Genomic DNA, 21702 nt, shown 5'->3' with positions numbered 1-21702 from the left:
ACAAGCCGTGGTTAACCACGGTTTCACTTTTTGAATATCTAGGAAATTGTGCTTTGAGGTAAAATTGTGAATAACCTCAAAGCATGGTTTCCGGATATAAACCAAAGTATCTATCAACTTGAGAAAATAACCATCAACTTGAGAAAACATCCGTATTGTGGTATAATTTGGATTTGGATGAATTACAGGAACGGAGGACAGGCATGGAACAAAATACTAATCACAATTATGGGGCCAGCCAGATTCAGGTTCTCGAAGGTTTGGAAGCTGTGAGGCGCAGACCCGGCATGTATATAGGCAGTACCAGCACCCGGGGTTTGCATCACTTAGTCTATGAAGTAGTGGATAACAGTATTGATGAAGCCTTAGCCGGATTTTGTGACAAAATTGAGGTTATAATTCATCATGATAACAGCATTACAGTTATTGATAACGGGCGCGGTATTCCTGTCGATATTCACCCCAAAATAGGTAAACCGGCTGTTGAGGTAGTTTTAACCATTCTGCATGCCGGAGGAAAATTTGGCGGAGACGGATATAAGGTTTCCGGCGGCTTACATGGTGTCGGTGTATCAGTTGTTAATGCCTTGTCCGAATGGCTGGAAGTCGAAGTAAAAAGAGATAACCATATATATCACCAGAGATACGAAAGAGGTTTACCCGTTACTGAATTAAAAATAATAGGAGACAGTAACTCTACAGGTACAAAAATTACTTTCAAGCCCGACCATGAAATATTTGAGGACCTTGTTTTCAATTTTGAAACATTATCGCAACGTTTGAAGGAATTATCTTTTTTAAATAAGGGTTTAACAATTATACTGAAAGATGAAAGAGACGGCAATGAAAAAACCTTCCAGCATGAGGGAGGTATCATCGATTTTGTTAAACATTTAAATAAAAACAAGGATGTGCTGCATCCGGAACCAATCTATTTTGAAGGCGAAAAAGACGACGTAATGGTAGAAATAGCCTTGCAATATAATGATGGATATACAGAGAATATCTTTTCCTTTGTAAACAATATCCATACGCATGAAGGTGGGACTCATGAAGCAGGGTTTAAAACTGCGTTGACAAGGGTTGTCAATGATTATGCCCGTAAATACAACCTCTTGAAGGAGAATGAAAATAATCTCACCGGCGAAGATATCCGTGAAGGTTTAACGGCTATAATAAGTGTTAAAGTCCGGGAGCCTCAGTTTGAGGGGCAGACAAAAACTAAATTGGGGAACAGCGAGGTTCGTGGTATAGTTGATGCTGTAGTTGTCGAAGGTGTCGGTACTTTTTTGGAGGAGAATCCGCCCTTTGCCAAAAGAATAACTGAAAAAGCTATAAATGCAGCGCGGGCAAGGGAAGCGGCAAGAAAAGCCCGTGAATTGACCAGGCGCAAAAATGCTCTGGAAAGCACATCATTGCCTGGTAAACTGGCCGATTGTTCTTTGAAGGACCCTGCTGTATGTGAACTGTACCTGGTTGAGGGTGATTCTGCAGGAGGTTCTGCAAAACAAGGCCGGGATAGGAGATTTCAGGCTATATTGCCCCTCCGTGGAAAAATACTCAATGTTGAAAAGGCGCGGCTCGACAAGGTACTGGCCAATGAGGAGATTCGGGCAATGATAACGGCTATGGGTACAGGAATTTCAGATGATTTTGATATATCCAAGGCCCGTTATCATAAACTGATAATTATGACAGATGCCGATGTAGACGGCGCCCATATCAGAACTTTGTTGTTAACTTTCTTTTACAGATATATGCGGCCACTCATTGAAGCAGGTTATGTTTATATAGCCCAGCCGCCTTTATATAAAGTTAAGAAGAACAAAATTGACAATTATGTTTATTCAGACCATGAATTGGAGAAACTGCTTAACCAGATCGGGCGTGAAGGAGTTTCCCTGCAAAGGTACAAGGGCCTGGGTGAAATGAATCCGGAGCAGTTGTGGGAAACTACCATGAATCCTGAAACAAGAACCATTTTGCGGGTAAATTTAGAGGATGCCATGATAGCGGACGAAATATTTACGATCTTAATGGGTGATAAAGTTGAACCGCGCAGGGAATTTATCCAAACCCATGCCAAAGAGGTTAGAAACCTTGATATATAACAAATACCCCTGATATTTTCAGGGGTGATTTTTTTAGCCTGCCGGCATCACAGAATTGACCTGGATTGCATATTTAGTATGTTTTTGGTATAATACCTTTATAAGGAAAAAAGGGCGCGGCAGGTTTGAACATGCGAATCAGCGCATGTTTTAATTATTATGTAGAGGGATTAAGAGGTGAAGAATTTGACTGAATTTGAGCATGGCAAAATATTGCCCATCAATATCAACGATGAAATGAAAAACTCGTATCTTGATTATGCCATGAGCGTTATAGTCGGCCGGGCTCTGCCTGATGTCAGGGATGGTCTGAAGCCTGTACACAGGCGTATTTTGTATGCCATGAGCGAATTGGGCATGACTCCCGACAAACCGCATAAAAAATCGGCGCGTTTGGTCGGTGAAGTTCTTGGTAAATACCATCCGCACGGCGATACCGCAGTGTACGATGCCATGGTGCGTATGGCGCAGGATTTTGCCTGCCGTTATCCATTGGTAGACGGGCACGGAAACTTTGGTTCTATCGATGGCGATTCTGCAGCGGCCATGCGTTATACCGAGGCCAGAATGGCTAAAATAACCCAGGAAATGTTGGCAGATATTGATAAGGATACGGTAGACTTTGTTCCTAACTTTGACGACACCTTAAAAGAACCTGTTGTTTTGCCGGCAAGAATTCCTAATTTGCTCATCAACGGTTCTTCGGGTATCGCAGTGGGTATGGCTACCAACATTCCACCCCATAACCTGGGAGAAATTATAGATGGGGTAATTATGTTGATAGATAATCCTGATGCTACGCCACAGGAACTGATGATGGCGGTAAAAGGTCCCGATTTTCCAACCGGCGGTATTATTATGGGTCGGGAAGGTATCAAAAGCGCCTACAAAACCGGTCGTGGCGCCATAAGGATCAGGGCAAAAACCACTATAGAGACTATGTCCAACGGCAAGTCCAGGATACTGGTCCACGAGTTACCTTACCAGGTAAACAAGGCCAGATTGATAGAAAAAATTGCCGAATTGGTCAGAGATAAAAAAATTGACGGAATTACCGATCTACGTGATGAATCTGACAGAATGGGTATGCAGATTGTTATTGAGTTGCGCAAGGATGCCAACCCGCAGGTTGTTTTAAACCAGTTATTCAAACATACCCAACTGCAGGAGACCTTTGGTGTTATAATGCTGGCTTTGGTGGACGGCCAGCCAAAGGTATTAAATTTGCGCGATGCCCTGTTCTATTACCTGGAACATCAAAAGGATGTTATTACCAGGAGGACCCGCTTTGAATTAGACAAGGCAGAAGCCAGGGCGCATATTTTAGAAGGCCTAAAGATTGCTTTGGATCATCTCGATGAAGTTATTAAAACAATTCGTGAATCCAGAACAGTTGAAATAGCACGCAATGCTTTGATGGATAAGTTTGGTCTGTCAGAAAAACAAGCGCAGGCTATACTTGATATGAGGTTGCAGAAACTGACCGGTTTGGAAAGAGAGAAGCTGGAAGAAGAGTATAAAAATCTTCTGGAACGAATAGCATATTTAAAAGCTGTTCTGGCTAATGAACACATGGTCTTGGGGATAATAAAAGAAGAACTGCTGGTAATTAAGGAAAAATATAACGACCCCAGAAGAACGGAAATTTCTATGAAGGATGTAGATATTGACACTGAAGACCTGATTGCGGAAGAAGATATGGTTATCACCATAACTCATCTGGGTTACATTAAAAGAATTGCCCTGGACACTTACCGTAACCAAAAAAGGGGCGGTCGAGGAGTTACAGCCATGGGCACCAAGGAAGAAGATTTTGTAGAACATCTGTTTATTACGACTACACACCATTACCTCCTGTTCTTTACCAATAAGGGTAAGGTCTATAAACTGAAGGTGCATAATATTCCGGAGGCTGGCCGGCAAGCTAAAGGCACAGCCATAGTAAACCTGTTGTACATTTCCGGTGATGAGAAAATTACAGCGGTGATTCCTGTCAGGTCCTTTGACACGGAAGAGTATTTGTTGACAATTACCCGGAAAGGAATTATTAAAAAGACACCCCTTGTGGAATACGGAAGCACCAGAAAAGACGGTATTATTGCCCTTTCCCTGGATGAAAACGATGAACTTATTGATGTGAAACTTACTAATGGAAAAAACGAAGTCATTATAGGCACCAAAGAAGGCAAGGCCATCAGGTTTGCCGAAGAAGAAGTCAGAAGTATGGGCAGGGCAGCCAGGGGGGTAAGGGGCATTTCCCTTTCCGAAAAGGATGAGGTAATCGGCATAGATACCATTGAACAAGGTGCCGATGTACTGGTTGTCACAGAAAAAGGTTTTGGCAAGCGTAGCCATGTGGATGATTATCGCCGCCAGGGCAGAGGCGGTAAAGGCATTATGACTATTCGCCCCACCAAGCGAAACGGACACCTGGTCGGCATTAAAGTGGTCAAGCCAGGAGATGAACTTATGTTAATTACTGCGGAAGGAATCATTATCAGGCTTGATGTTGACGGTATTTCCACCATGGGCCGGTCTACTCAGGGTGTACGGTTAATGCGCCTGGATGAAAATGACCATGTTGTTGCAGTGGCTAAGGTAGTTACTAAGGACGAGGATTAAAGTTGATTGTTCGTATTGTTTAATCAAGTAGGCCAAATGTAAAAAAAACATTTGGCCTTTTTTCTGTTGGAAAACATTTATGTAGTCTCCTACCGGGCAAAACTCTTGTTTATTGCTAAAAACTGTAGTAAAATATTATAGTATCTTGAAAAAGGTGTTTATTATTTATAAATTTTATTAGTATACAGGAGGGAATAACCGTGGAAGAAAAGGGTACATGGCGGGTAAAGAAAGGTCTGGCGGAGATGTTAAAAGGCGGAGTAATCATGGATGTTACTACTCCGGAGCAGGCGAAGATCGCTGAGGAAGCAGGAGCTTGCGCCGTAATGGCGCTGGAAAGGGTTCCGGCTGATATAAGGGCTGCCGGTGGTGTGGCCAGAATGGCAGACCCCAGTGTAATCTTAAGAATTATGGACGCAGTAACTATTCCGGTTATGGCTAAATGCCGGATTGGCCATTTTGTTGAGGCGCAAATTTTAGAAGCTCTTGGTGTGGATTACATAGATGAAAGTGAAGTATTGACTCCGGCAGATGATAAATTCCACGTCAATAAACATGAGTTCAAGGTTCCTTTTGTTTGCGGCGCCAAAAATCTTGGCGAAGCCCTGCGGAGGATTGGAGAAGGCGCTGCAATGATCCGAACCAAAGGTGAACCTGGGACCGGTGATGTTGTTGAGGCAGTTCGGCATATGCGTACTGTTATGGGCGAAATCAGAAGGCTGCAGAACCTGCCTGAAGAAGAACTTATGACAGCTGCTAAAGAAATGGGCGCTCCCTATGACTTAGTTGTAGAAGTGGCAAAAACGGGTCGGTTGCCGGTAGTCAATTTTGCTGCCGGCGGTATTGCTACTCCTGCTGATGCCGCATTGATGATGCAATTGGGCTGTGACGGTATATTTGTCGGTTCCGGTATTTTTAAATCCGGCGACCCCGCTGCCCGTGCAAAAGCTATTGTAGCTGCAACAACACATTACAATGACCCGAAAATTTTAGCGGAAATATCACGTGACCTGGGAGAACCCATGGTAGGTATCAATATCTCTACACTGCCGGAAATTGAAAGAATGCAAGAACGCGGATGGTAATTTAGGAGGAAGCGCAATTGAAAGTAGGTGTCTTGGCCCTGCAGGGGGCTTTTAGGGAACATGAGCAGGCTTTAAAGGCTTGTGGTTGTGATACTGTTCAGGTAAAAAAAGCGGATCAGTTGGAAGATATAAAAGGCCTGATTATTCCGGGCGGAGAAAGTACTACTATTGGAAAGCTTCTTGTTGATTTCGATATAATGGAACCATTAAGGAAAAAGATTGAGCAGGGTATGCCTGTGTTCGGCACTTGTGCAGGCATGATTGTCCTGGCTAAAGAAATTGTGGGCAGTAATCAGCCGCGCCTGGGAGTTATGGATATTGTGGCCAAGCGGAATGCTTTTGGCCGCCAGGTGGACAGTTTTGAAATGCCCTTGAAAATAGCAGGTTTTGATTCGCCGTTCACGGGGGTATTTATCCGGGCTCCCTACCTGGAATCTGTCGGGTCCGATGTGGAAGTTTTGGCGGAAGTAGAAGGAAAGATTGTTTTTGCCCGGCAAAATAACCTTTTAGCTGCTGCTTTTCACCCCGAATTAACTGATGATTTGCGTATTCATAAATATTTTTTGAATATGGTGGAATAGAGGGTATACCAGAAACGTATAATATTTTTGTAAAATTTTTCACAAACCAATTGACAAAAGGAAGACTAACTTCTATAATTAGAACATAATTAGAACATGTAAACTTCAAATGAACTGAATGAATGTTACAGGAAAAGGATTGTTGCAATCCGCCGAAGGGGCAAGGGCTTAAAACTCCCATTTAAGTCCCAATCTCTCAGGTATACTGAAAAGTATGATTACTGTAACAGGACAGACCTCTGGAGAGACTTGTGGTAAACAAGCGCCGAAGGAGCAACCCTTATTGTATTGGGCAATCTCTCAGGCAAAAGGACAGAGAAAAGGGAAGTGTCTTTAATCATTTAAGACATTTGTTTCTCTTTGCTTGTTCAGAGGTCAAACAGATTGTTTGACCTCTGTTGTATATTTAAATAATTGCAAAACTAAGGCAATGAAAAGGCAAGTAGGTGAATTGGCTTCTACAGAGAGTCGGTGGTTGGTGCGAACCGATGAAGTAGTTTACTGAAATCCACCTTGGAGCAGAAAGGCCGAACCCATTAAATAAATGGCTTAGGCTTTTCCGGGAAAGCCCGTTACAGCTAATTAAGAGGGCCGTCTATAGGCGGTCAAACAGGGTGGCAACGCGGGAAAACAACCTCTCGTCCCTGAGGCATTTTCGTAATGCAACAGGGCGAGAGGTTTTTTATTTGTACCGAATGTATTTGCCGCAGGAGGTGATAGTCAGTCTAAGCAGTTCAAGGTTTTAGAAATTAGTTCACTGTTAAAGGCTTTTTTGAAAAAGAATATTATTTTAAGAAAAAAGTTTTTAAAAAAATAAAAAATAGGGAGGATTAAAAAATGACAGAAAGAGTATTTAATTTTAACCCGGGACCGGCAACCTTGCCTTTAGCTATTTTGGAAAAGGCCCAAAAGGAGATGCTGAACTATAACGGAACAGGTATGTCCGTTATGGAAATCAGTCACCGGTCAAAGGATTTTGAAGCTATTATCCTTGGCGCCGAGGCTTTACTTAAAGAACTGATGGCAATTCCTGATAATTACAGGGTTCTGTTTATAGGTATGGGAGCAACAGGACAGTTTGATATGATCCCCATGAATTACATAGTAGATGGAAAAATCGGTAACTATGTTATAACCGGCAGTTTTGCCAACAAAGCTTATAAGGAGGCAGTAAAAGTAGGTCCTACGCATATCGCTGCTTCAACCAAGGACCTTAACTTTACCCGGGTAGCTAACCTGGATGAAATTCAGATGAGCGAAAATCCAGCCTACCTGCATATCACTTCCAACAACACAATTTTTGGTACCCAGTGGAAAGAGTTCCCTGATACAGGCGATGTTCCTTTAATAGCTGACATGTCCAGCGACATTTTATCCAGAAAAATAGATGTTTCTAAATTCGCTTTAATTTACGCCGGCGCTCAGAAAAATTTGGGACCGGCCGGTGCAGCGGTAGTTATCATTCGTGATGACATGATTGAGAAATCTAACCAAAACCTGCCTACTATGTTAAAATACGATACTTATGCCAAAAACAACTCCCTTTATAATACCCCGGCATCCTTCACCATCTATATGATTAAGCTGATGTTAGAGTGGGTGAAAGAACAGGGCGGCCTGGACGTCATTGAAAAGAGAAACGAAGAGAAAGCGAAAATTGTGTACGATGCTGTTGACGCCAGCAACGGCTTCTATAAAGGACACGCGGAAGTGGGCAGCAGGTCCCTGATGAACGTAACCTTCAGGCTGCCTAACGAAGACCTGGAAAAAGAATTTGTAGCTGAAGCGGCTAAAGTAGGTTTGGCAGGACTGAAAGGACACAGGGAAGTTGGCGGTATCAGGGCTTCCATTTACAATGCCATGCCCGTAGAAGGCTGCCGGAAACTGGCCGAATTCATGAAAGAATTCCAGGCTAAAAAGGCTTAATAAATTAAGACCGTTAAAAAACATTTTACTGATAAGGAGAGGAGAATATGTCAATGAAGGTTTTGGTGCTTGATAACGTATCGGAAAAGGCCGTAAAAATATTAACAGAAGGCGGTATAGAAGCCGTAGTCAATAACGACAAGATGACTGAAGAAGAGCTTTGCAATATTATAGGCGAGTATGATGGGGTTATCGTTCGCAGCGCCACAAAAATTACTGCTCCCGTTATTGCTGCCGGCAAAAACTTAAAAATTATCGGACGTGCCGGCGTGGGTGTTGATAACATAGATATTCCTGCCGCCACCAATGCAGGTATCCTGGTAGTCAACGCTCCCGATGGCAATACAATTGCCGCTACAGAGCAAACAATGGCCTTAATGCTTGCTTTGGCCCGCAACCTGCCGCAAGCACATAAGGACCTGAAAGAAGGTCTGTGGAACCGTAAACTTTACACCGGTGTTGAATTGCGGAACAAGGTACTGGGCTTGATAGGTCTCGGTAGGATTGGTACTGCTGTGGCCAAAAGGGCTCAGGCTTTTGAAATGAAGACCATTGGTTATGACCCCATGGTTTCTCCGGAAACAGCTGCTGCTAACGGCATTGAATTTAAGCCGTTAGAAGATGTGATAAGAGAAGCTGATTTCTTAAGTTTACATATTCCAAAGACAAAAGAATCTTTGAACCTGATTAATAAAGATACCATTGCTATGATGAAGGACGGCGCCCGAATTATCAACGTGGCCCGTGGTGGTATTGTAAATGAACAAGACCTTTATGAAGCAGTTAAGAGTGGTAAACTTGCCGGAGCTGCACTGGACGTATTTGCAGAAGAACCTACTACTGAAAGCCCGCTCTTTGAGCTGAACAACGTTGTAGTAGCGCCGCACCTTGGGGCTTCTACCAAAGAAGCTCAGATTAACGTCGCCCTAGACGTGGCTGAAGAATTTGTAAATGTTTTGGTTAAGGGTGAAATGGCCAAAAATGCTGTAAACCTTGCTCCTATAAAGCCAGATGTGCTTGCGGCCATTAAGCCTTACCTGAATTTAGCTGAGAAGCTGGGTAAATTCCAGGCACAATTGGCTGCCGGAAATGTTAATAATGTAAAAATTACTTATTCAGGCGAGCTGGCCAAAGTAGAAGTTACCCCGTTAACAACTGCTTTCCTCAAGGGTTTCCTGACCCCGCAGGTTGAAGATTCTGTTAACTTTGTAAATGCTCCTGTCATCGCCAAGGAAAGAGGCATTGTTGTAGAAGAGACCAAATCTGCCGAAGAAGGCGATTATACTGCTTTGATTACTGTGAAGGTTAACGACAGGGTAGTAGCCGGTACCCTCTTCGGAGAAGATGATCCAAGAATCATACAAATTGATCAATTCCGCATTGATGTGGTTCCCGAAGGCAATATTGTATTTGTTCCTCATATTGATAAGCCGAAAATCATCGGTCCCGTTGCCAATATCATTGGGGAAAACAATATCAATATTGCCGGTATGCAGGTAGGCCGGAAGGAAATTGGCGGCAAGGCTGTTATGATGTTGGCAGTAGATACCCCTCTTCCGGATGTTCTGCTCGCTGAAATTGCCAAAGTTGACGGGGTAGAAGAAGTTAGGATGATTACCCTTTAAATGAGGTAGCAGTTATTCACCACTGAAGCATATTTCTAAAATTAATAAAAAATCCTTCCTGAGGCTAAACTATTGAGGTAAAAACTTCAAAAACAGCGAACAATGATGTATAATTATCAGGAGGGGAATGGAAAAGAACTTTTTCCGGAGTGGTGATATGTCTTATTCACCTCTCATCCCTGATGGAAATGTCTATCAGTGATGAGAGGTTTTATTTACTCCAAACCTGAGAGGAGGATAATATGTTAGATATCAAGTTTATACGCAGCAATCCTGAGGCTGTAAAAGAAGCGCTATCCAAGCGTGGCGCTGTTTTGGGTCTGGATAATTTTTTAAAGCTGGATGAACAGCGCAGGGAACTGTTGGTAGAAGTTGAACAACTGAAAAACAAACGCAACGTTGTTTCTGAAGAAATAGGGAAATTAAAAAAACAGGGGCAGCATCCGGAAGAAATGATCCTGGAAATGCGCCAGGTTTCCCAAAAGATTAAAGAACTTGATGAAAAGGTTAAAGAGGTTGAAGAGAATCTTGCCGGCGCTCTGCTGACGATACCCAATATACCTCATGAATCTGTTCCGGTAGGAGCCAGTGATGCCGATAACCAGGAAATAAGGAGATGGGGCGAGCCCCGTCAGTTTGCCTTTGAACCCAAGGCCCACTGGGATATCGGGGAAAATCTTGACATCCTTGACTTTGAACGTGCGGCTAAGATTACGGGAGCCCGTTTCACTTTTTATAAAGGCCTCGGCGCCAGGCTGGAAAGGGCCGTCATCAACTTTATGCTTGATTTACATACCAGAGAACACGGTTACACGGAGATATTTCCACCCTTTTTGGTCAACCGGGACAGTATGATTGGGACAGGCCAACTGCCCAAATTTGAAGAAGATATGTTCAGGATAGACAGTGTTGATTATTTTCTTATCCCCACCGCTGAAGTACCGGTGACCAACATTTACCGGGGAGAAATCCTGGACGGCGCACAACTTCCTTTATATCATGTTGCTTATAGCGCCTGTTTCCGGGCTGAAGCAGGGGCCCATGGCCGTGATACCAGGGGGTTAATCAGACAGCATCAATTTAATAAGGTAGAATTGGTGAAGTTTACAAAACCGGAGGATTCCTTTGAAGAATTGGAAAAACTTACGGCTAATGCAGAAAAAGTACTACAGTTACTTGGTCTGCCATATCGGGTAGTTACCCTGTGTACCGGTGATCTGGGCTTTAGTTCGGCGAAAACCTACGATATAGAGGTATGGCTGCCTAGCTATCAGGCTTACAAAGAGATTTCTTCCTGTAGTAACTTTCTGGATTTCCAGGCTCGCCGGGCCAATATTCGCTTTAGGCGGGAAGCCGGTTCCAAGCCCGAATTTGTGCATACCTTAAATGGTTCGGGTTTGGCGGTAGGCCGGACTGTGGCAGCGATTTTGGAAAACTATCAGCAGGAAGATGGCTCGGTAGTAGTTCCCGAAGTTTTAAGGCCCTATATGGGAGTGGACAAGATCAACTTATAATTGCTAGATACTGGCAAAGTATATTCTTTGGTTGACAATATTTTTTCTTCGTGTTATACTCTAGTATGTATCGGACGGAGGGGTGTCCGAGCGGTTTAAGGAGGCGGTCTTGAAAACCGTTGAGCCCTTACGGGTTCCGTGGGTTCGAATCCCACCTCCTCCGCCATTTATTAGTTAACAGTTAACAGTTAGCAGTTAACAGTTAACAGTTTAGCAGATGGCGGTTTGTTAGTTAACAGTTAAACAGTTAACAGATGGCGGTTAGCAGTAGAGCAAATCTATTGTCAACTGTAAACTATAAACTATAAACGGAGAGATGGCCGAGTAGGTCGAAGGCGGTCGCCTGCTAAGCGATTATACGGGCCAAAACCCGTATCGAGGGTTCGAATCCCTCTCTCTCCGCCATTATACGCGCCCGTAGCTCAGCTGGATAGAGTAACAGACTACGAATCTGGTGGTCGCAGGTTCGAATCCTGCCGGGCGCGCCATTTAATTTAAGCTAACAATAAGTCGTGCCTCAGGTACGCCTTTTTCAATGACAATCCTTTTGGCGATAATAGTCGCAAATCAGAGGCAACTCAAAAGCGAGTATAGCAAGGAAGATGGCCTGACGGCGACGGAGGCGTACAGGTGGTACGTCGGAGGAGCCGGCAAGACATCTGACGAAGCCAGACGAAGCTTTTCAGATGCCGTAACCCTGTCCTCGTAGTACAATGGATAGTACGGCCGCCTCCTAAGCGGTAAATCCAGGTTCGACTCCTGGCGAGGGCACCATTTTTCAATTGACAGTTGACAATTGACAATGAATATATAGTTTACAATGAACAATTAGCAATTGGCAGATGATTTGTTTGAATGAAAAGCATATACAGTATATGCAATTAGCCCTGGAGGAAGCCAGGGCTGCATTTAAATTAGGGGAAGTTCCTATAGGCGCTGTTATTGTGATTGGCGATGATGTAGTGGCCAGAGCGCACAATATGAAGGAACAGTGGAAAGATGCTACCGCTCATGCAGAATTGGTGGCTATTAAAGAAGCTGTGCAAAAACTGGGCCACTGGCGGTATTTAAAGGATGCTGCTCTTTATGTCACCATAGAACCGTGTCCCATGTGTGCGGGAGCAATGGTACAGTCCCGCATAGAAAAGGTGGTATACGGCGCCGCTGACCCAAAGGCGGGAGCTATGGGTTCACTGATGAACCTGGCTCAAGACCCTAGATTAAACCACCGGGTCGAGGTAGTAGCCGGGGTGCTTGAGGAAGAGTGTAGTAAATTGATGAAAGCGTTTTTCCGGAGATTGAGAAAATAAAATTGGAAGGTTTGCGGAGCAAACCAACCATGAGACCCCCGAGCCGCCAGGCGAGCGGGGTAATGTAGGCACGGAGAGATGGCTGAGCTGGTCGAAAGCGCTCGACTCGAAATCGAGTAGGCGGGGTAACACCTGCCTCGTGGGTTCGAATCCCACTCTCTCCGCCATATTGTATATAACAAAAGGGATTTGGCAATTGGTGCCGAATCCCTTTTTCATTGCAGGACAATTTTTTGCGCAACAATTGTTAACCTGTAGCTAAAAATATGTTGACAATACTGTGGAGAATTTATACAATTAAAAAAACAATTGGTCCAATTTAATCTTTTGGGGAGGAAGAAGCTTATGAAAAAATTTGTTCAAGAAATGACAGCCAAGGTTTTAGGTGGGGAAGGGGTATGCTTTGACGAAGCCCTAAAAATGATAAATATTGATGAGGAGGATTTGGAAAGTCTCGAAGCGCTATTCGAGGGAGCCAATAAAATTCGAGAAAAATTTGTTGGGAAGAAAGTGGATTTATGTGCCATTGTTAATGGAAAATCAGGGAAATGTTCAGAAAACTGTAAATACTGTGCCCAGTCGGCTCATTACAATACTAATGTAAAAGAATACCCCCTTTTAGAACATGAGGAAATTCTGCCAAAAGCGTTAGAGGCTGAAGCAAAAGGAGTAACAAGGTTTTCCATCGTTACCAGCGGTAGAGGGATTAGTAATGAAGAACTGAGAAAGCTGACAGAAATTTACCGGAAACTTAAAAAGGAGACCAAATTAGAGCTCTGCGCATCCCATGGCATTATCTCCTACGAGCAGGCCCAGAGCCTCAAGGAATCAGGTGTAAGTACCTACCATCATAATTTGGAAACAAGCAGGAGATATTACCCTAATATATGTACGACGCATACATACGAGGACCGAATAAATACGATAAAAAACGCGCAGAAAGCCGGGCTGCATATATGCTGCGGAGGGATTATCGGAATGGGAGAAACTCCGGAAGACAGAGTTATGATGTTTTTTGATATAAAAGAACTTGGGGCCAGGTCCGTACCCATAAACATATTAAATCCAATCAAGGGTACCCCCTTGGAAAACAGAAAAGTTTTATCTCCCATCGAGATATTAAAGACAATAGCGGTGTCCAGGTATATCCTGCCGAAGGCTTATATCCGATATGCGGGGGGAAGAACAGCCCTCGGTGAAAAACAAATTCAAGGGTTTAAAGCCGGAGTAAATGCTGCCCTTGTAGGCGATTACCTGACAACAGTGGGGAACAAGATAGAGGAAGATAAGCAAATGATCCGGCAGGTAGGATTAGAAGTATAACGTTAAGAAAGAGGGGTTTGGCAATTATTTTGCCAAACCCCTTACTTTTCTATTTACAAATTTCAAAAATATGATACAATATAACTAACCGTATTATGTGTACTAACACAGTTAACAGTGTTAGGAAGGGAGTGAAAAAAGGATGCTACAACTGGATTTCAGGAGCAGGGTTCCGGTTTATGAGCAGTTGACTGAAAAAATTAAAGAGCTCATCATCCATAAGGTCCTGAGGAACGACGAACAGTTGCCTTCGGTCAGGGAACTTGCCCTGGAGCTGACTGTAAACCCCAATACCATTCAGAAAGCCTATCGTGAACTGGAACGCCAGGGCTATATTTATTCCATTCCGGGGAAAGGGAGTTTTGTGAAACCGAGAGAGAAACTTGAAAATAGCCCGCAAAAGGAAGAATTGATGAAACAGTTGCAAAAAATTGTGGCCGAATTGGTATACTTGGGGGTCCCTATCGAGGAAATTTTGGAGATTATTGAAAAAACGAAAAAAGGAGGGAGCGGTGCATGATCGAAGTACGACAGTTGGTTAAGAAGTTTGATAAATTTGAAGTATTGAAAGGACTGGACCTAAATGTACGCAGAGGGTCGATTTATGGACTCGTGGGATCCAACGGCGCAGGAAAAACCACTTTGTTAAAGCTGATGGCCGGTGTTTACCGACCGGACAGTGGTAGTATCATGGTAGATGGGCAACCGGTTTTTGAAAATAATCACGTAAAGGAAAACATTATCTTTATCCCTGATGAACTGTTTTATTTTAACCATTATTCTATCCGGGAGACGGCGAATTTTTTCCGCCAGGTTTATCCTACATGGGATGAAAACAGGTTTGATGAGCTTTTTAAGGTATTCGGCATAGATGTGAAACGCCGGGTAACCAAGCTTTCCAAGGGGATGAAACGGCAGGTTGCTTTTTGGCTTGCTCTTTCTGTAAAACCCCAGGTTCTGATCCTGGATGAGCCTCTGGATGGGCTTGACCCTATGGTGCGCAGCAAAGTAAAGAAGCTGCTCATGGCAGATGTGGCAGAGCGTGAGATGAGCATTATCATTTCCTCCCACAACCTTCGGGAATTAGAAGACATATGCGATTACATGGGAATTCTGCATGACGGCAAGATCATTATTGAGAGCGAATTGGATGCCTTAAAGAAAGGAATCAGCAAGGTTCAGACAGCTTTCCCGGAAGGGTTACCAGAGGAACTGTCAAGGGCCGGAAACGTTCTGTATCATGAAAAGAGAGGCAGCGTATATCTTTTAATTATGCGGGGAGACGAACAGGATATCAAAGCTCAGGTGCAAAAGTTTCGGCCTCTGCTGCTGGATGTGCTTCCGTTAACATTTGAAGAAATATTTGTATATGAGATGGGAGGGATAGGCTATGACATCCGGAACATCCTCTAGGAAATGGGTCGTATTTAAAGGTGCTCTAAAGAGGTTTAAATGGCTGAGCATCCTGTATGGGGTGGCGCTGTTTCTGGAAGTCCCACTGCTTTTGTGGATGGAGCTCAGCAAACAAAAATCTCTGCAGGGAAATCTTTGGACCGAGGTGGCCAATAAAAGCTTTGTACCGCAAATACTCTTTCACCCAATTGAGCATTTTGTTAACATCATTGTTCCGGTAATCTTTGGATTGATACTTTTTCACTATTTGCAAACGGACAGAGCAAGTACATTCTTTCACAGCCTGCCAATTAAACGGGCATCCCACTATTGCCAGAACCTATTTGCCGGGTTAACTTTAATCTGGCTGCCCATATTGATCAACGGGCTGCTTATATATGTGATTTTTGCTGCCTTCGGAGTGACAGAAGGGCAGTGGTATGACCCAAACGTATACGGCCCAGCCATGGAACAGATGAACAGTAACGGTCCTAACATCATTCCCGTATGGCAGGTGATGGCCTACTGGTTGTTCTTGAATCTGTTGATGACAGGGTTGTTCTATGTATTTACAGTGTTTATCGGCATGCTTACCGGCAATGTCTTGCTTCAGGGGGCCCTAACATTTATCGGTTTGTTTCTGCCTTTGGGACTATATCTGCTGATAAAATTTAACTTATGGAAGCTGTTATATGGATTTCCCAGAGGAATCAATGGAAGGAACATAGAATGGTTGTCGCCTCTGGTCAGCTATCTGAACAATCAGAACTATCGGTTACTATTTACAGATATGACATGGTACGTTTGGTATTTAGTGATAGCTGTCCTATTATGTATTATCAGTATTTACCTTTATAAAAGAAGGCCTGCGGAGGCCGCGGGAGAGACCCTGGCTGCAGATTGGATACGCTGGATATTCAAATATGGAGTGGCGGTATGTGCTGCCTTGACAGGCGGTCTTTACTTCAGTTCGCTCAATGAACGGAGTATAGGCGTTTTATACCTGGGATATTTTATTGGGGCGGTACTTGGCTACATCATTGCTGATATGATTGCTTATAAATCTTTCCACTTCTATAAACGGTGGAAAGGGATGGCCGTTTTTGGCGCCATATTCATTTTACTTATCTCCTCTGTCAAATTGGACCTTGTTGGCTATGAAAGATATGTTCCGGACCAGAGTGGGGTAAAAGAGGTATTTCTCAGCACTCTAAACATGGAAGGCCTCATGGCTACTGAGGGACTTACCGGGCAGGACAATATTGGGAAGGTTCGTCAGCTCCACCGGCAGATTATAAAGATGGAGAAGGAGAACAAAGTCCGTGAACAGGCATTTTATGGGCAGCAAATGAATAGCGCTGTGGGGCCTGTAGACCCGATGCGCATGAGGTCGGTAGACATAACCTATGTTTTAGACAGTGGCGAGAAGGTTCAGAGAACATATTATATCGATATGTATCTGTACCGTGAATTCCTATACCCCATATTCAACTCTCAGGAAGCAAAACAGGTTATGTATGGGCGACTCTTCAAAATGGATGCGGGGAAAATTGACCAGCTAAACGTGAACAACCATCATTTGGGCAAAAACATCCGTATTTATAAACGGACAGAAATAGAAGAAGCCCTTACGGCTCTGAGGAAAGATGTCTTAAAGGTCTCCTATGAAGCTGCCATGGAAGGTAAGGTGGCAACCCGGGCAATTATTGAATTTATACCAACAAAAGATACAGAGCCGAATGGCCCGGTTTATAATTTAAACTATTATGCTGAATTTAAAAATTTCGAGGCCTTTTTGGCGAAATACGGTTATCTGAAAGAGCTGTTCCTGGACCCGGCCGATGTATCGACAATAATTGTTAAAAAGACCCGTTCTGGTGAGACTATGGAAGTGAAGGATAAAAAGAAGATAAAGGTTCTCCTGGACTGGTGCAGTTTAGAGGACGAAAACGCTTTTATGGCGAGGCAGAAGCAGCCGGTAAACGGGAAAATGCCTGAAAATTATGGCCAAGTTGAATACTATGGCAAAATAGTAAAGAAAGACGGTAGTGTCATATATGTTGGGTTTGACAGTTCCCCCTTTGCCCGGCAACTGATTTATAAAATGCTGAACAGGAGTTAGTGGTTATACGGATTCCTGATATAACAGGCAGGAATCCTTTTTTTTGTTTTAACAGGCAGGGAGTGGCGGTTAATTATCGAAATACTATACTGTGGAAAAACACGGCAGGGCATGCTGCGCATTTCAAAAAAATGAAAAGGAGCACGATATTATGAAAAAGTTGACCAAGGTCCTCTTATTTATATTTTTGATTATGTGTTTTATACCCGGTCAGAACGCAGCAGCATACGAGGCAACCCGGGATGAACAGTTAGATTATCTGCGAAGTGTTTTTGATTTTATCAAAGAAAATTATGGCGGAGAAATAAAGGCTGATATGTTCTCGGAAGGCGTTTTGGAAGGTATATTCGGCAATTTGGATCCATATACCGAATACCTTTCCTTAAAGGACGCAGAAAATTTTTTTAATTCTATAGAGGGAAATTATAAAGGCATTGGGATTGCTTTTGTTAAAACCGATGCGGCTGTTATAATTACCGATGTTTTCTCCCGTTCTCCGGCCGACGAAGCGGGTATAATTGCGGGAGATGAAATAGTCGCTGTGGACGGCCAAAATATTGCGGGTCTTTCTTCCGATGAAATTTCAGCAATGATCAAAGGTCCGGAAGGGACAAAAGTTAAATTAACCCTGAAAAGAAATGGGCAAAAGGCGCTGATTAACTTAGAATTAACACGCTCGGAAATTGAAATTAACCCTGTTATTTATGATATAAGGGGTAACATCGGATACATAGCTATAACCACTTTTAATGCAAATACAAATAAGTATTTTTTGCAAGCTTTAAGCGAATTGGATAAGCGAAATATTAAAAAAATAATTTTAGATTTAAGAGATAATCCGGGCGGTGAAGTGTCTCAGGCGGTGGCTGTGGCGGAAAACTTTGTGCCTGCCGGGTTAATTACCAAATTAGATTATAAATCGGAAAAACAACAGGATACGGAATATTATTCCAATTTAAAAGAGAAAAAATATGAAGTGGCTGTATTGGTAAACGGCTTTACGGCCAGCGCTTCTGAAATTCTAGCCGGCGCCATTCAGGATACCAAAGCGGGAGTTTTAGTGGGCACGAAAACCTTCGGCAAATCGAAAGTACAGCAGATGGTGCCCCTTTTGACACCGGAAGCTTATCAAAAATACAAAAAATTATATAATGCAGATACGGTAAGTGCTATAGATTTAATGCAACAGTATAAAATTATCCCGGCAGATGATGAAATTATCGGCTGGGCAAAAATAACTATCGGTGAATACTTTACTCCCAGGGGTAAAAGAATTGACCAGGTAGGACTGGTACCCGACGTAAGTGTACCCGATTATAAAGCTACAAACGGCATAGATGTACGGAACATCCAAAAACTTTCCAAGAAAACAAAAATGACTTTGCATACCAAAAGCGGCGAAGTATATAACGCTGAAAAAATCTTAATTCTGTTAGGGTATAACCTTGATAAACCGGATACAAATTTAGATGCCAAAACTTTTGCCGCTATCAAGAAGTTCCAAAAAGACAAGGGGCTTTATCCTTATGGGGTCCTAGATTTTATTACCCAGCAGAAATTGAATGAAGCTTTAATTCAAATAATATTGCGGTACGATAAACAATATGCGAAAGCTGTGGAATTATTGGGGAAATAATTGGTGTAGGCAAAAACGAAGAGGTTCTGTTTAAACAAGATAGAACCCCTTCGTTTTTTTTATGGCCTTTTTAAGTTAAAAATGACTGACCCAAAAGTCCCGGACGACTTACTTATTAGGCTAAAAGTGCTTGAAGGAGCTGGATATTCACAACAAAATTTTGTCCAATAAGATTGGAAATGGAGTTTAATTTACGTTTAAATGGTTGGTATAGAATTTGCATAAATGAAATAGTGTCTTGGGGGGTGGATCGGATAGATCACACGGACTCTAAATTCGTGCAGCCGGGTGAAACTCCCGGACTCCCCGCCAAAAAGATTATAGGAGGTAGCGGTATTGGCTCTTGAATGGACACAGGTTCAGAAACAGCGTTTAAAAGAGTTAAACGCATCAAAAGAGCAACTAAATTTGGTTTTTGAGAGCCATGCTGACCGGGATAGGGCTTTTCAACAACAGGAGCGCTTACTGGTAAATCAAGCCAAGAAAAAGTTATCGGAATTCAGAGAGGTTCAGAGGCGACCTTCTCTGTGCGAATTGGAGAGCAAATTAGTTGAAGCCTTAACCGAAAAGGGTTTTGTTCAGGTCATCACGCCTACAATTATCTCTAAAGCTTCTCTTGCCAAGATGTCCATTACTGATGACCATCCGTTATTTTCTCAGGTGTTCTGGCTGGACAAAAAGAGATGCCTGCGTCCTATGCTGGCGCCTAACCTGTATACTTTGTGGAAAGACTTGGTGCGTTTATGGTCTAAACCTATCCGCATATTCGAAATTGGTACATGCTACCGCAAAGAATCACAGGGAGCCTATCATTTAAACGAATTTACCATGTTAAACGTTACAGAACTGGGCTTGCCTGAAAACAAGCGCCACCAGTGGCTGGAAGATATAGCTTCTTTGGTTATGGACACTGCCGGAATAACTGATTACCGGCTGGTCACCAAAAGCTCCAATGTTTACGGTGATACTCTGGACGTAATAAAAGGCTTTGAGCTGGGCTCAGGGGCCATGGGCCCTCATGTGCTGGACGAAAATTGGGGGATTATTGATCCCTGGGCGGGTTTTGGCTTCGGTCTGGAAAGGCTTCTGATGGCCAGGGAAGGTACCCAAAATGTGCAAAGCATTGGAAGAAGCCTCTCTTACCTTAATGGCGTACGTTTAAATATATAAATGAATTCTACTTAAAAAGTATTTAAATCTTTTTAGGGGAGGGGTGAAAAAGCCAGGAAGGTTGAGTAACTGTTGTTTTTGTAAAAGTCAGAAAAGTATAAAAAAATATAAACAGATAAGGAGAGATAGCATACATGAGTGAACAGGTTACTTTTGATAATTCCATCAGTCTGGACCACATTGGCCGCATTTACCAAATGATCGGCAACATACCGTTTTTTGCAGAAAAAAAGGCCAGAATCAACAGTATTGAAGTTTTGCCGGGCGGGTTAACTAACAGCAACTATAAGGTGACCGTCAATAATGTGGCTTATGCCGTAAGGATAGCCGGCCCTGGTACCGAAGAATACCTCAATCGCCCTGCCGAAAAACATGCAGCTACCTTAATGGCCGAACTCAATATTAACGCTCCGGTAATCTGGTATGACGAAAAAACCGGCTGCCAGGTATGTCTTTATATCCACGGAAAAACCTTGCATATACCTGATATGCAGGAAGAGAAATATATCAAAAAAGCTGCTCAGGTATTTAAAAAATACCATCAGTCAGGGAAACAGTTTATTTCCAGGTTTGATTTGTTGAAAGAAACATATTCCTATAAAAACTTGCTTATCCAGAAAAACTTTGCCTTCTATGACGGCGCAGAACTGTTCGAACAAAAAATTGAAGAAGTGAGAGAAGCTCTGGAAAAGAATCCTCCGAAACTGGCGCCTTGTCATAATGACCCCCTCTGTGAAAACTGGTTGGATGATGAAAAGAACTTTTATCTTATTGACTGGGAATATTGTGGTATGAATGACCCCATGTTTGACCTGGCGGCCTTGTGCCTGGAAGCTGAATTAAACGAGGAACAAGAAAAGTTGCTGCTGACTGAATACTTCGGCGGAGAGTTAACTGAGAAACAATTCGGGTCCTTAATTATTAACAAGTTTTTATGTGATGCCTTATGGTCCTACTGGGCAGTTCTGCAGATTGCCACCGGAAAGCCGCACGAAGAATATTGGCCATATGGTTTGAACAGGTTTAACAGGGCTTACGCGTTAATCAACGATGGTAGCCTCGATAGGGCTTTAGCAGCTTATAATAAGTAGACCAAAGGTCTGATTTAATATCGGACCTCAGTTTGTAGACAAAGTCAAATTAGTACGATTGAGAGGAGAGCTTAAATGATCTCCACTCCAATATTTTCAATCCAGTCCTTTGGAGGGGTGGGTGGGCTCTCCGCTACCACGGAGCTTTATGCTGCAAAACCTTGCCAAGAAGGCAGTGTTCCCGAACTCGATGG

15 protein-coding genes, 5 tRNA genes, 2 riboswitches and 1 other annotated feature are annotated in these 21702 nt (G+C 43.1%); all 20 genes read left to right on the top strand.

Annotated features, from left to right (window positions below):
* The first annotated feature begins 203 nt into the window (after nucleotides 1-203).
* Complete coding sequence (gyrB, locus tag Tfer_RS13915; RefSeq protein WP_052218923.1) at nucleotides 204-2111, top strand: DNA topoisomerase (ATP-hydrolyzing) subunit B; 1908 nt, start codon at nucleotides 204-206, stop codon at nucleotides 2109-2111.
* 177 nt (nucleotides 2112-2288) lie between these two features.
* Nucleotides 2289-4733: a DNA gyrase subunit A gene (gene gyrA, locus Tfer_RS13910; protein WP_052218922.1), complete on the top strand. Its 2445-nt coding sequence runs from the start codon at nucleotides 2289-2291 to the stop codon at nucleotides 4731-4733.
* A gap of 200 nt (nucleotides 4734-4933) precedes the next feature.
* Nucleotides 4934-5818 carry a pyridoxal 5'-phosphate synthase lyase subunit PdxS gene (gene pdxS / locus Tfer_RS13905; RefSeq protein ID WP_013118935.1) on the top strand — a complete coding sequence of 295 codons (885 nt, stop codon included), beginning with the start codon at nucleotides 4934-4936 and terminating at the stop codon, nucleotides 5816-5818.
* 17 nt (nucleotides 5819-5835) lie between these two features.
* Entirely contained in the window at nucleotides 5836-6399 is a 564-nt protein-coding gene (gene pdxT / locus Tfer_RS13900) for a pyridoxal 5'-phosphate synthase glutaminase subunit PdxT (protein ID WP_052218921.1), read from the top strand.
* Nucleotides 6400-6517: 118 nt separating this feature from the next.
* Nucleotides 6518-6617, top strand: a riboswitch (glycine riboswitch).
* An 11-nt stretch (nucleotides 6618-6628) separates the two neighbouring features.
* Nucleotides 6629-6725, top strand: a riboswitch (glycine riboswitch).
* 95 nt (nucleotides 6726-6820) lie between these two features.
* Nucleotides 6821-7048: a binding site (T-box leader), on the top strand.
* A 188-nt stretch (nucleotides 7049-7236) separates the two neighbouring features.
* On the top strand, nucleotides 7237-8325 hold the full coding sequence (gene serC, locus Tfer_RS13895; protein ID WP_013118937.1) for a 3-phosphoserine/phosphohydroxythreonine transaminase: 1089 nt from the start codon (nucleotides 7237-7239) through the stop codon (nucleotides 8323-8325).
* Between the two features lie 53 nt (nucleotides 8326-8378).
* Entirely contained in the window at nucleotides 8379-9950 is a 1572-nt protein-coding gene (serA, locus tag Tfer_RS13890; RefSeq protein WP_052218920.1) for a phosphoglycerate dehydrogenase, read from the top strand.
* Nucleotides 9951-10192: 242 nt separating this feature from the next.
* The gene (gene serS / locus Tfer_RS13885; protein WP_052218919.1) at nucleotides 10193-11464 is read left to right on the top strand and encodes a serine--tRNA ligase; all 1272 of its coding nucleotides are present in this window, start codon (nucleotides 10193-10195) and stop codon (nucleotides 11462-11464) included.
* 76 nt (nucleotides 11465-11540) lie between these two features.
* Nucleotides 11541-11630 (top strand) — tRNA-Ser (locus tag Tfer_RS13880).
* 144 nt (nucleotides 11631-11774) lie between these two features.
* Nucleotides 11775-11869, top strand: a tRNA-Ser gene (locus Tfer_RS13875).
* Nucleotides 11870-11875: 6 nt separating this feature from the next.
* Nucleotides 11876-11952: transfer RNA gene (locus Tfer_RS13870), tRNA-Arg, on the top strand.
* A 211-nt stretch (nucleotides 11953-12163) separates the two neighbouring features.
* Nucleotides 12164-12238, top strand: a tRNA-Arg gene (locus Tfer_RS13865).
* Between the two features lie 68 nt (nucleotides 12239-12306).
* Complete coding sequence (gene tadA / locus Tfer_RS13860) at nucleotides 12307-12774, top strand: tRNA adenosine(34) deaminase TadA (RefSeq protein WP_052218918.1); 468 nt, start codon at nucleotides 12307-12309, stop codon at nucleotides 12772-12774.
* Nucleotides 12775-12846: 72 nt separating this feature from the next.
* Nucleotides 12847-12941: transfer RNA gene (locus Tfer_RS13855), tRNA-Ser, on the top strand.
* 178 nt (nucleotides 12942-13119) lie between these two features.
* Nucleotides 13120-14097: a biotin synthase BioB gene (gene bioB, locus Tfer_RS13850; RefSeq protein ID WP_052218917.1), complete on the top strand. Its 978-nt coding sequence runs from the start codon at nucleotides 13120-13122 to the stop codon at nucleotides 14095-14097.
* Between the two features lie 142 nt (nucleotides 14098-14239).
* Nucleotides 14240-14617 (top strand): GntR family transcriptional regulator, encoded by a 378-nt coding sequence (locus Tfer_RS13845; protein WP_052218916.1) that lies wholly within the window; start codon nucleotides 14240-14242, stop codon nucleotides 14615-14617.
* The gene (locus Tfer_RS13840) at nucleotides 14614-15510 is read left to right on the top strand and encodes an ABC transporter ATP-binding protein (protein WP_052218915.1); all 897 of its coding nucleotides are present in this window, start codon (nucleotides 14614-14616) and stop codon (nucleotides 15508-15510) included. The genes Tfer_RS13845 and Tfer_RS13840 overlap by 4 nt, the downstream gene beginning before the upstream one ends.
* Complete coding sequence (locus tag Tfer_RS13835; RefSeq protein WP_052218914.1) at nucleotides 15488-17611, top strand: DUF6449 domain-containing protein; 2124 nt, start codon at nucleotides 15488-15490, stop codon at nucleotides 17609-17611. Before Tfer_RS13840 ends, Tfer_RS13835 begins: the two co-directional genes overlap by 23 nt.
* Nucleotides 17612-17762: 151 nt before the next feature.
* Entirely contained in the window at nucleotides 17763-19247 is a 1485-nt protein-coding gene (locus Tfer_RS13830) for a S41 family peptidase (RefSeq protein ID WP_052218913.1), read from the top strand.
* 336 nt (nucleotides 19248-19583) lie between these two features.
* Nucleotides 19584-20417 (top strand): pyrrolysine--tRNA(Pyl) ligase large subunit, encoded by an 834-nt coding sequence (pylSc, locus tag Tfer_RS13825; RefSeq protein ID WP_052218912.1) that lies wholly within the window; start codon nucleotides 19584-19586, stop codon nucleotides 20415-20417.
* A gap of 134 nt (nucleotides 20418-20551) precedes the next feature.
* On the top strand, nucleotides 20552-21508 hold the full coding sequence (locus tag Tfer_RS13820) for a choline/ethanolamine kinase family protein (RefSeq protein ID WP_052218911.1): 957 nt from the start codon (nucleotides 20552-20554) through the stop codon (nucleotides 21506-21508).
* The last annotated feature ends 194 nt before the right edge of the window (nucleotides 21509-21702 follow it).

It is taken from the genome of Thermincola ferriacetica (assembly GCF_001263415.1).
Taxonomy (GTDB): Bacteria; Bacillota; Thermincolia; order Thermincolales; family Thermincolaceae; genus Thermincola; species Thermincola ferriacetica.
This window is presented reverse-complemented; position numbering and strand designations above follow the sequence as displayed.

Excerpts from the sequence above, each read along its gene's own strand:
- serC (WP_013118937.1), top strand. The coding sequence starts at position 7,237 with ATGACAGAAAGAGTATTTAATTTTAACCCGGGACCGGCAACCTTGCCT.
- gyrB (WP_052218923.1), top strand. The coding sequence starts at position 204 with ATGGAACAAAATACTAATCACAATTATGGGGCCAGCCAGATTCAGGTT.
- Tfer_RS13835 (WP_052218914.1), top strand. The coding sequence starts at position 15,488 with ATGACATCCGGAACATCCTCTAGGAAATGGGTCGTATTTAAAGGTGCT.
- serS (WP_052218919.1), top strand. The coding sequence starts at position 10,193 with ATGTTAGATATCAAGTTTATACGCAGCAATCCTGAGGCTGTAAAAGAA.
- bioB (WP_052218917.1), top strand. The coding sequence starts at position 13,120 with ATGAAAAAATTTGTTCAAGAAATGACAGCCAAGGTTTTAGGTGGGGAA.
- Tfer_RS13845 (WP_052218916.1), top strand. The coding sequence starts at position 14,240 with ATGCTACAACTGGATTTCAGGAGCAGGGTTCCGGTTTATGAGCAGTTG.
- Tfer_RS13820 (WP_052218911.1), top strand. The coding sequence starts at position 20,552 with ATGAGTGAACAGGTTACTTTTGATAATTCCATCAGTCTGGACCACATT.
- Tfer_RS13840 (WP_052218915.1), top strand. The coding sequence starts at position 14,614 with ATGATCGAAGTACGACAGTTGGTTAAGAAGTTTGATAAATTTGAAGTA.
- serA (WP_052218920.1), top strand. The coding sequence starts at position 8,379 with ATGAAGGTTTTGGTGCTTGATAACGTATCGGAAAAGGCCGTAAAAATA.
- tadA (WP_052218918.1), top strand. The coding sequence starts at position 12,307 with ATGATTTGTTTGAATGAAAAGCATATACAGTATATGCAATTAGCCCTG.
- Tfer_RS13830 (WP_052218913.1), top strand. The coding sequence starts at position 17,763 with ATGAAAAAGTTGACCAAGGTCCTCTTATTTATATTTTTGATTATGTGT.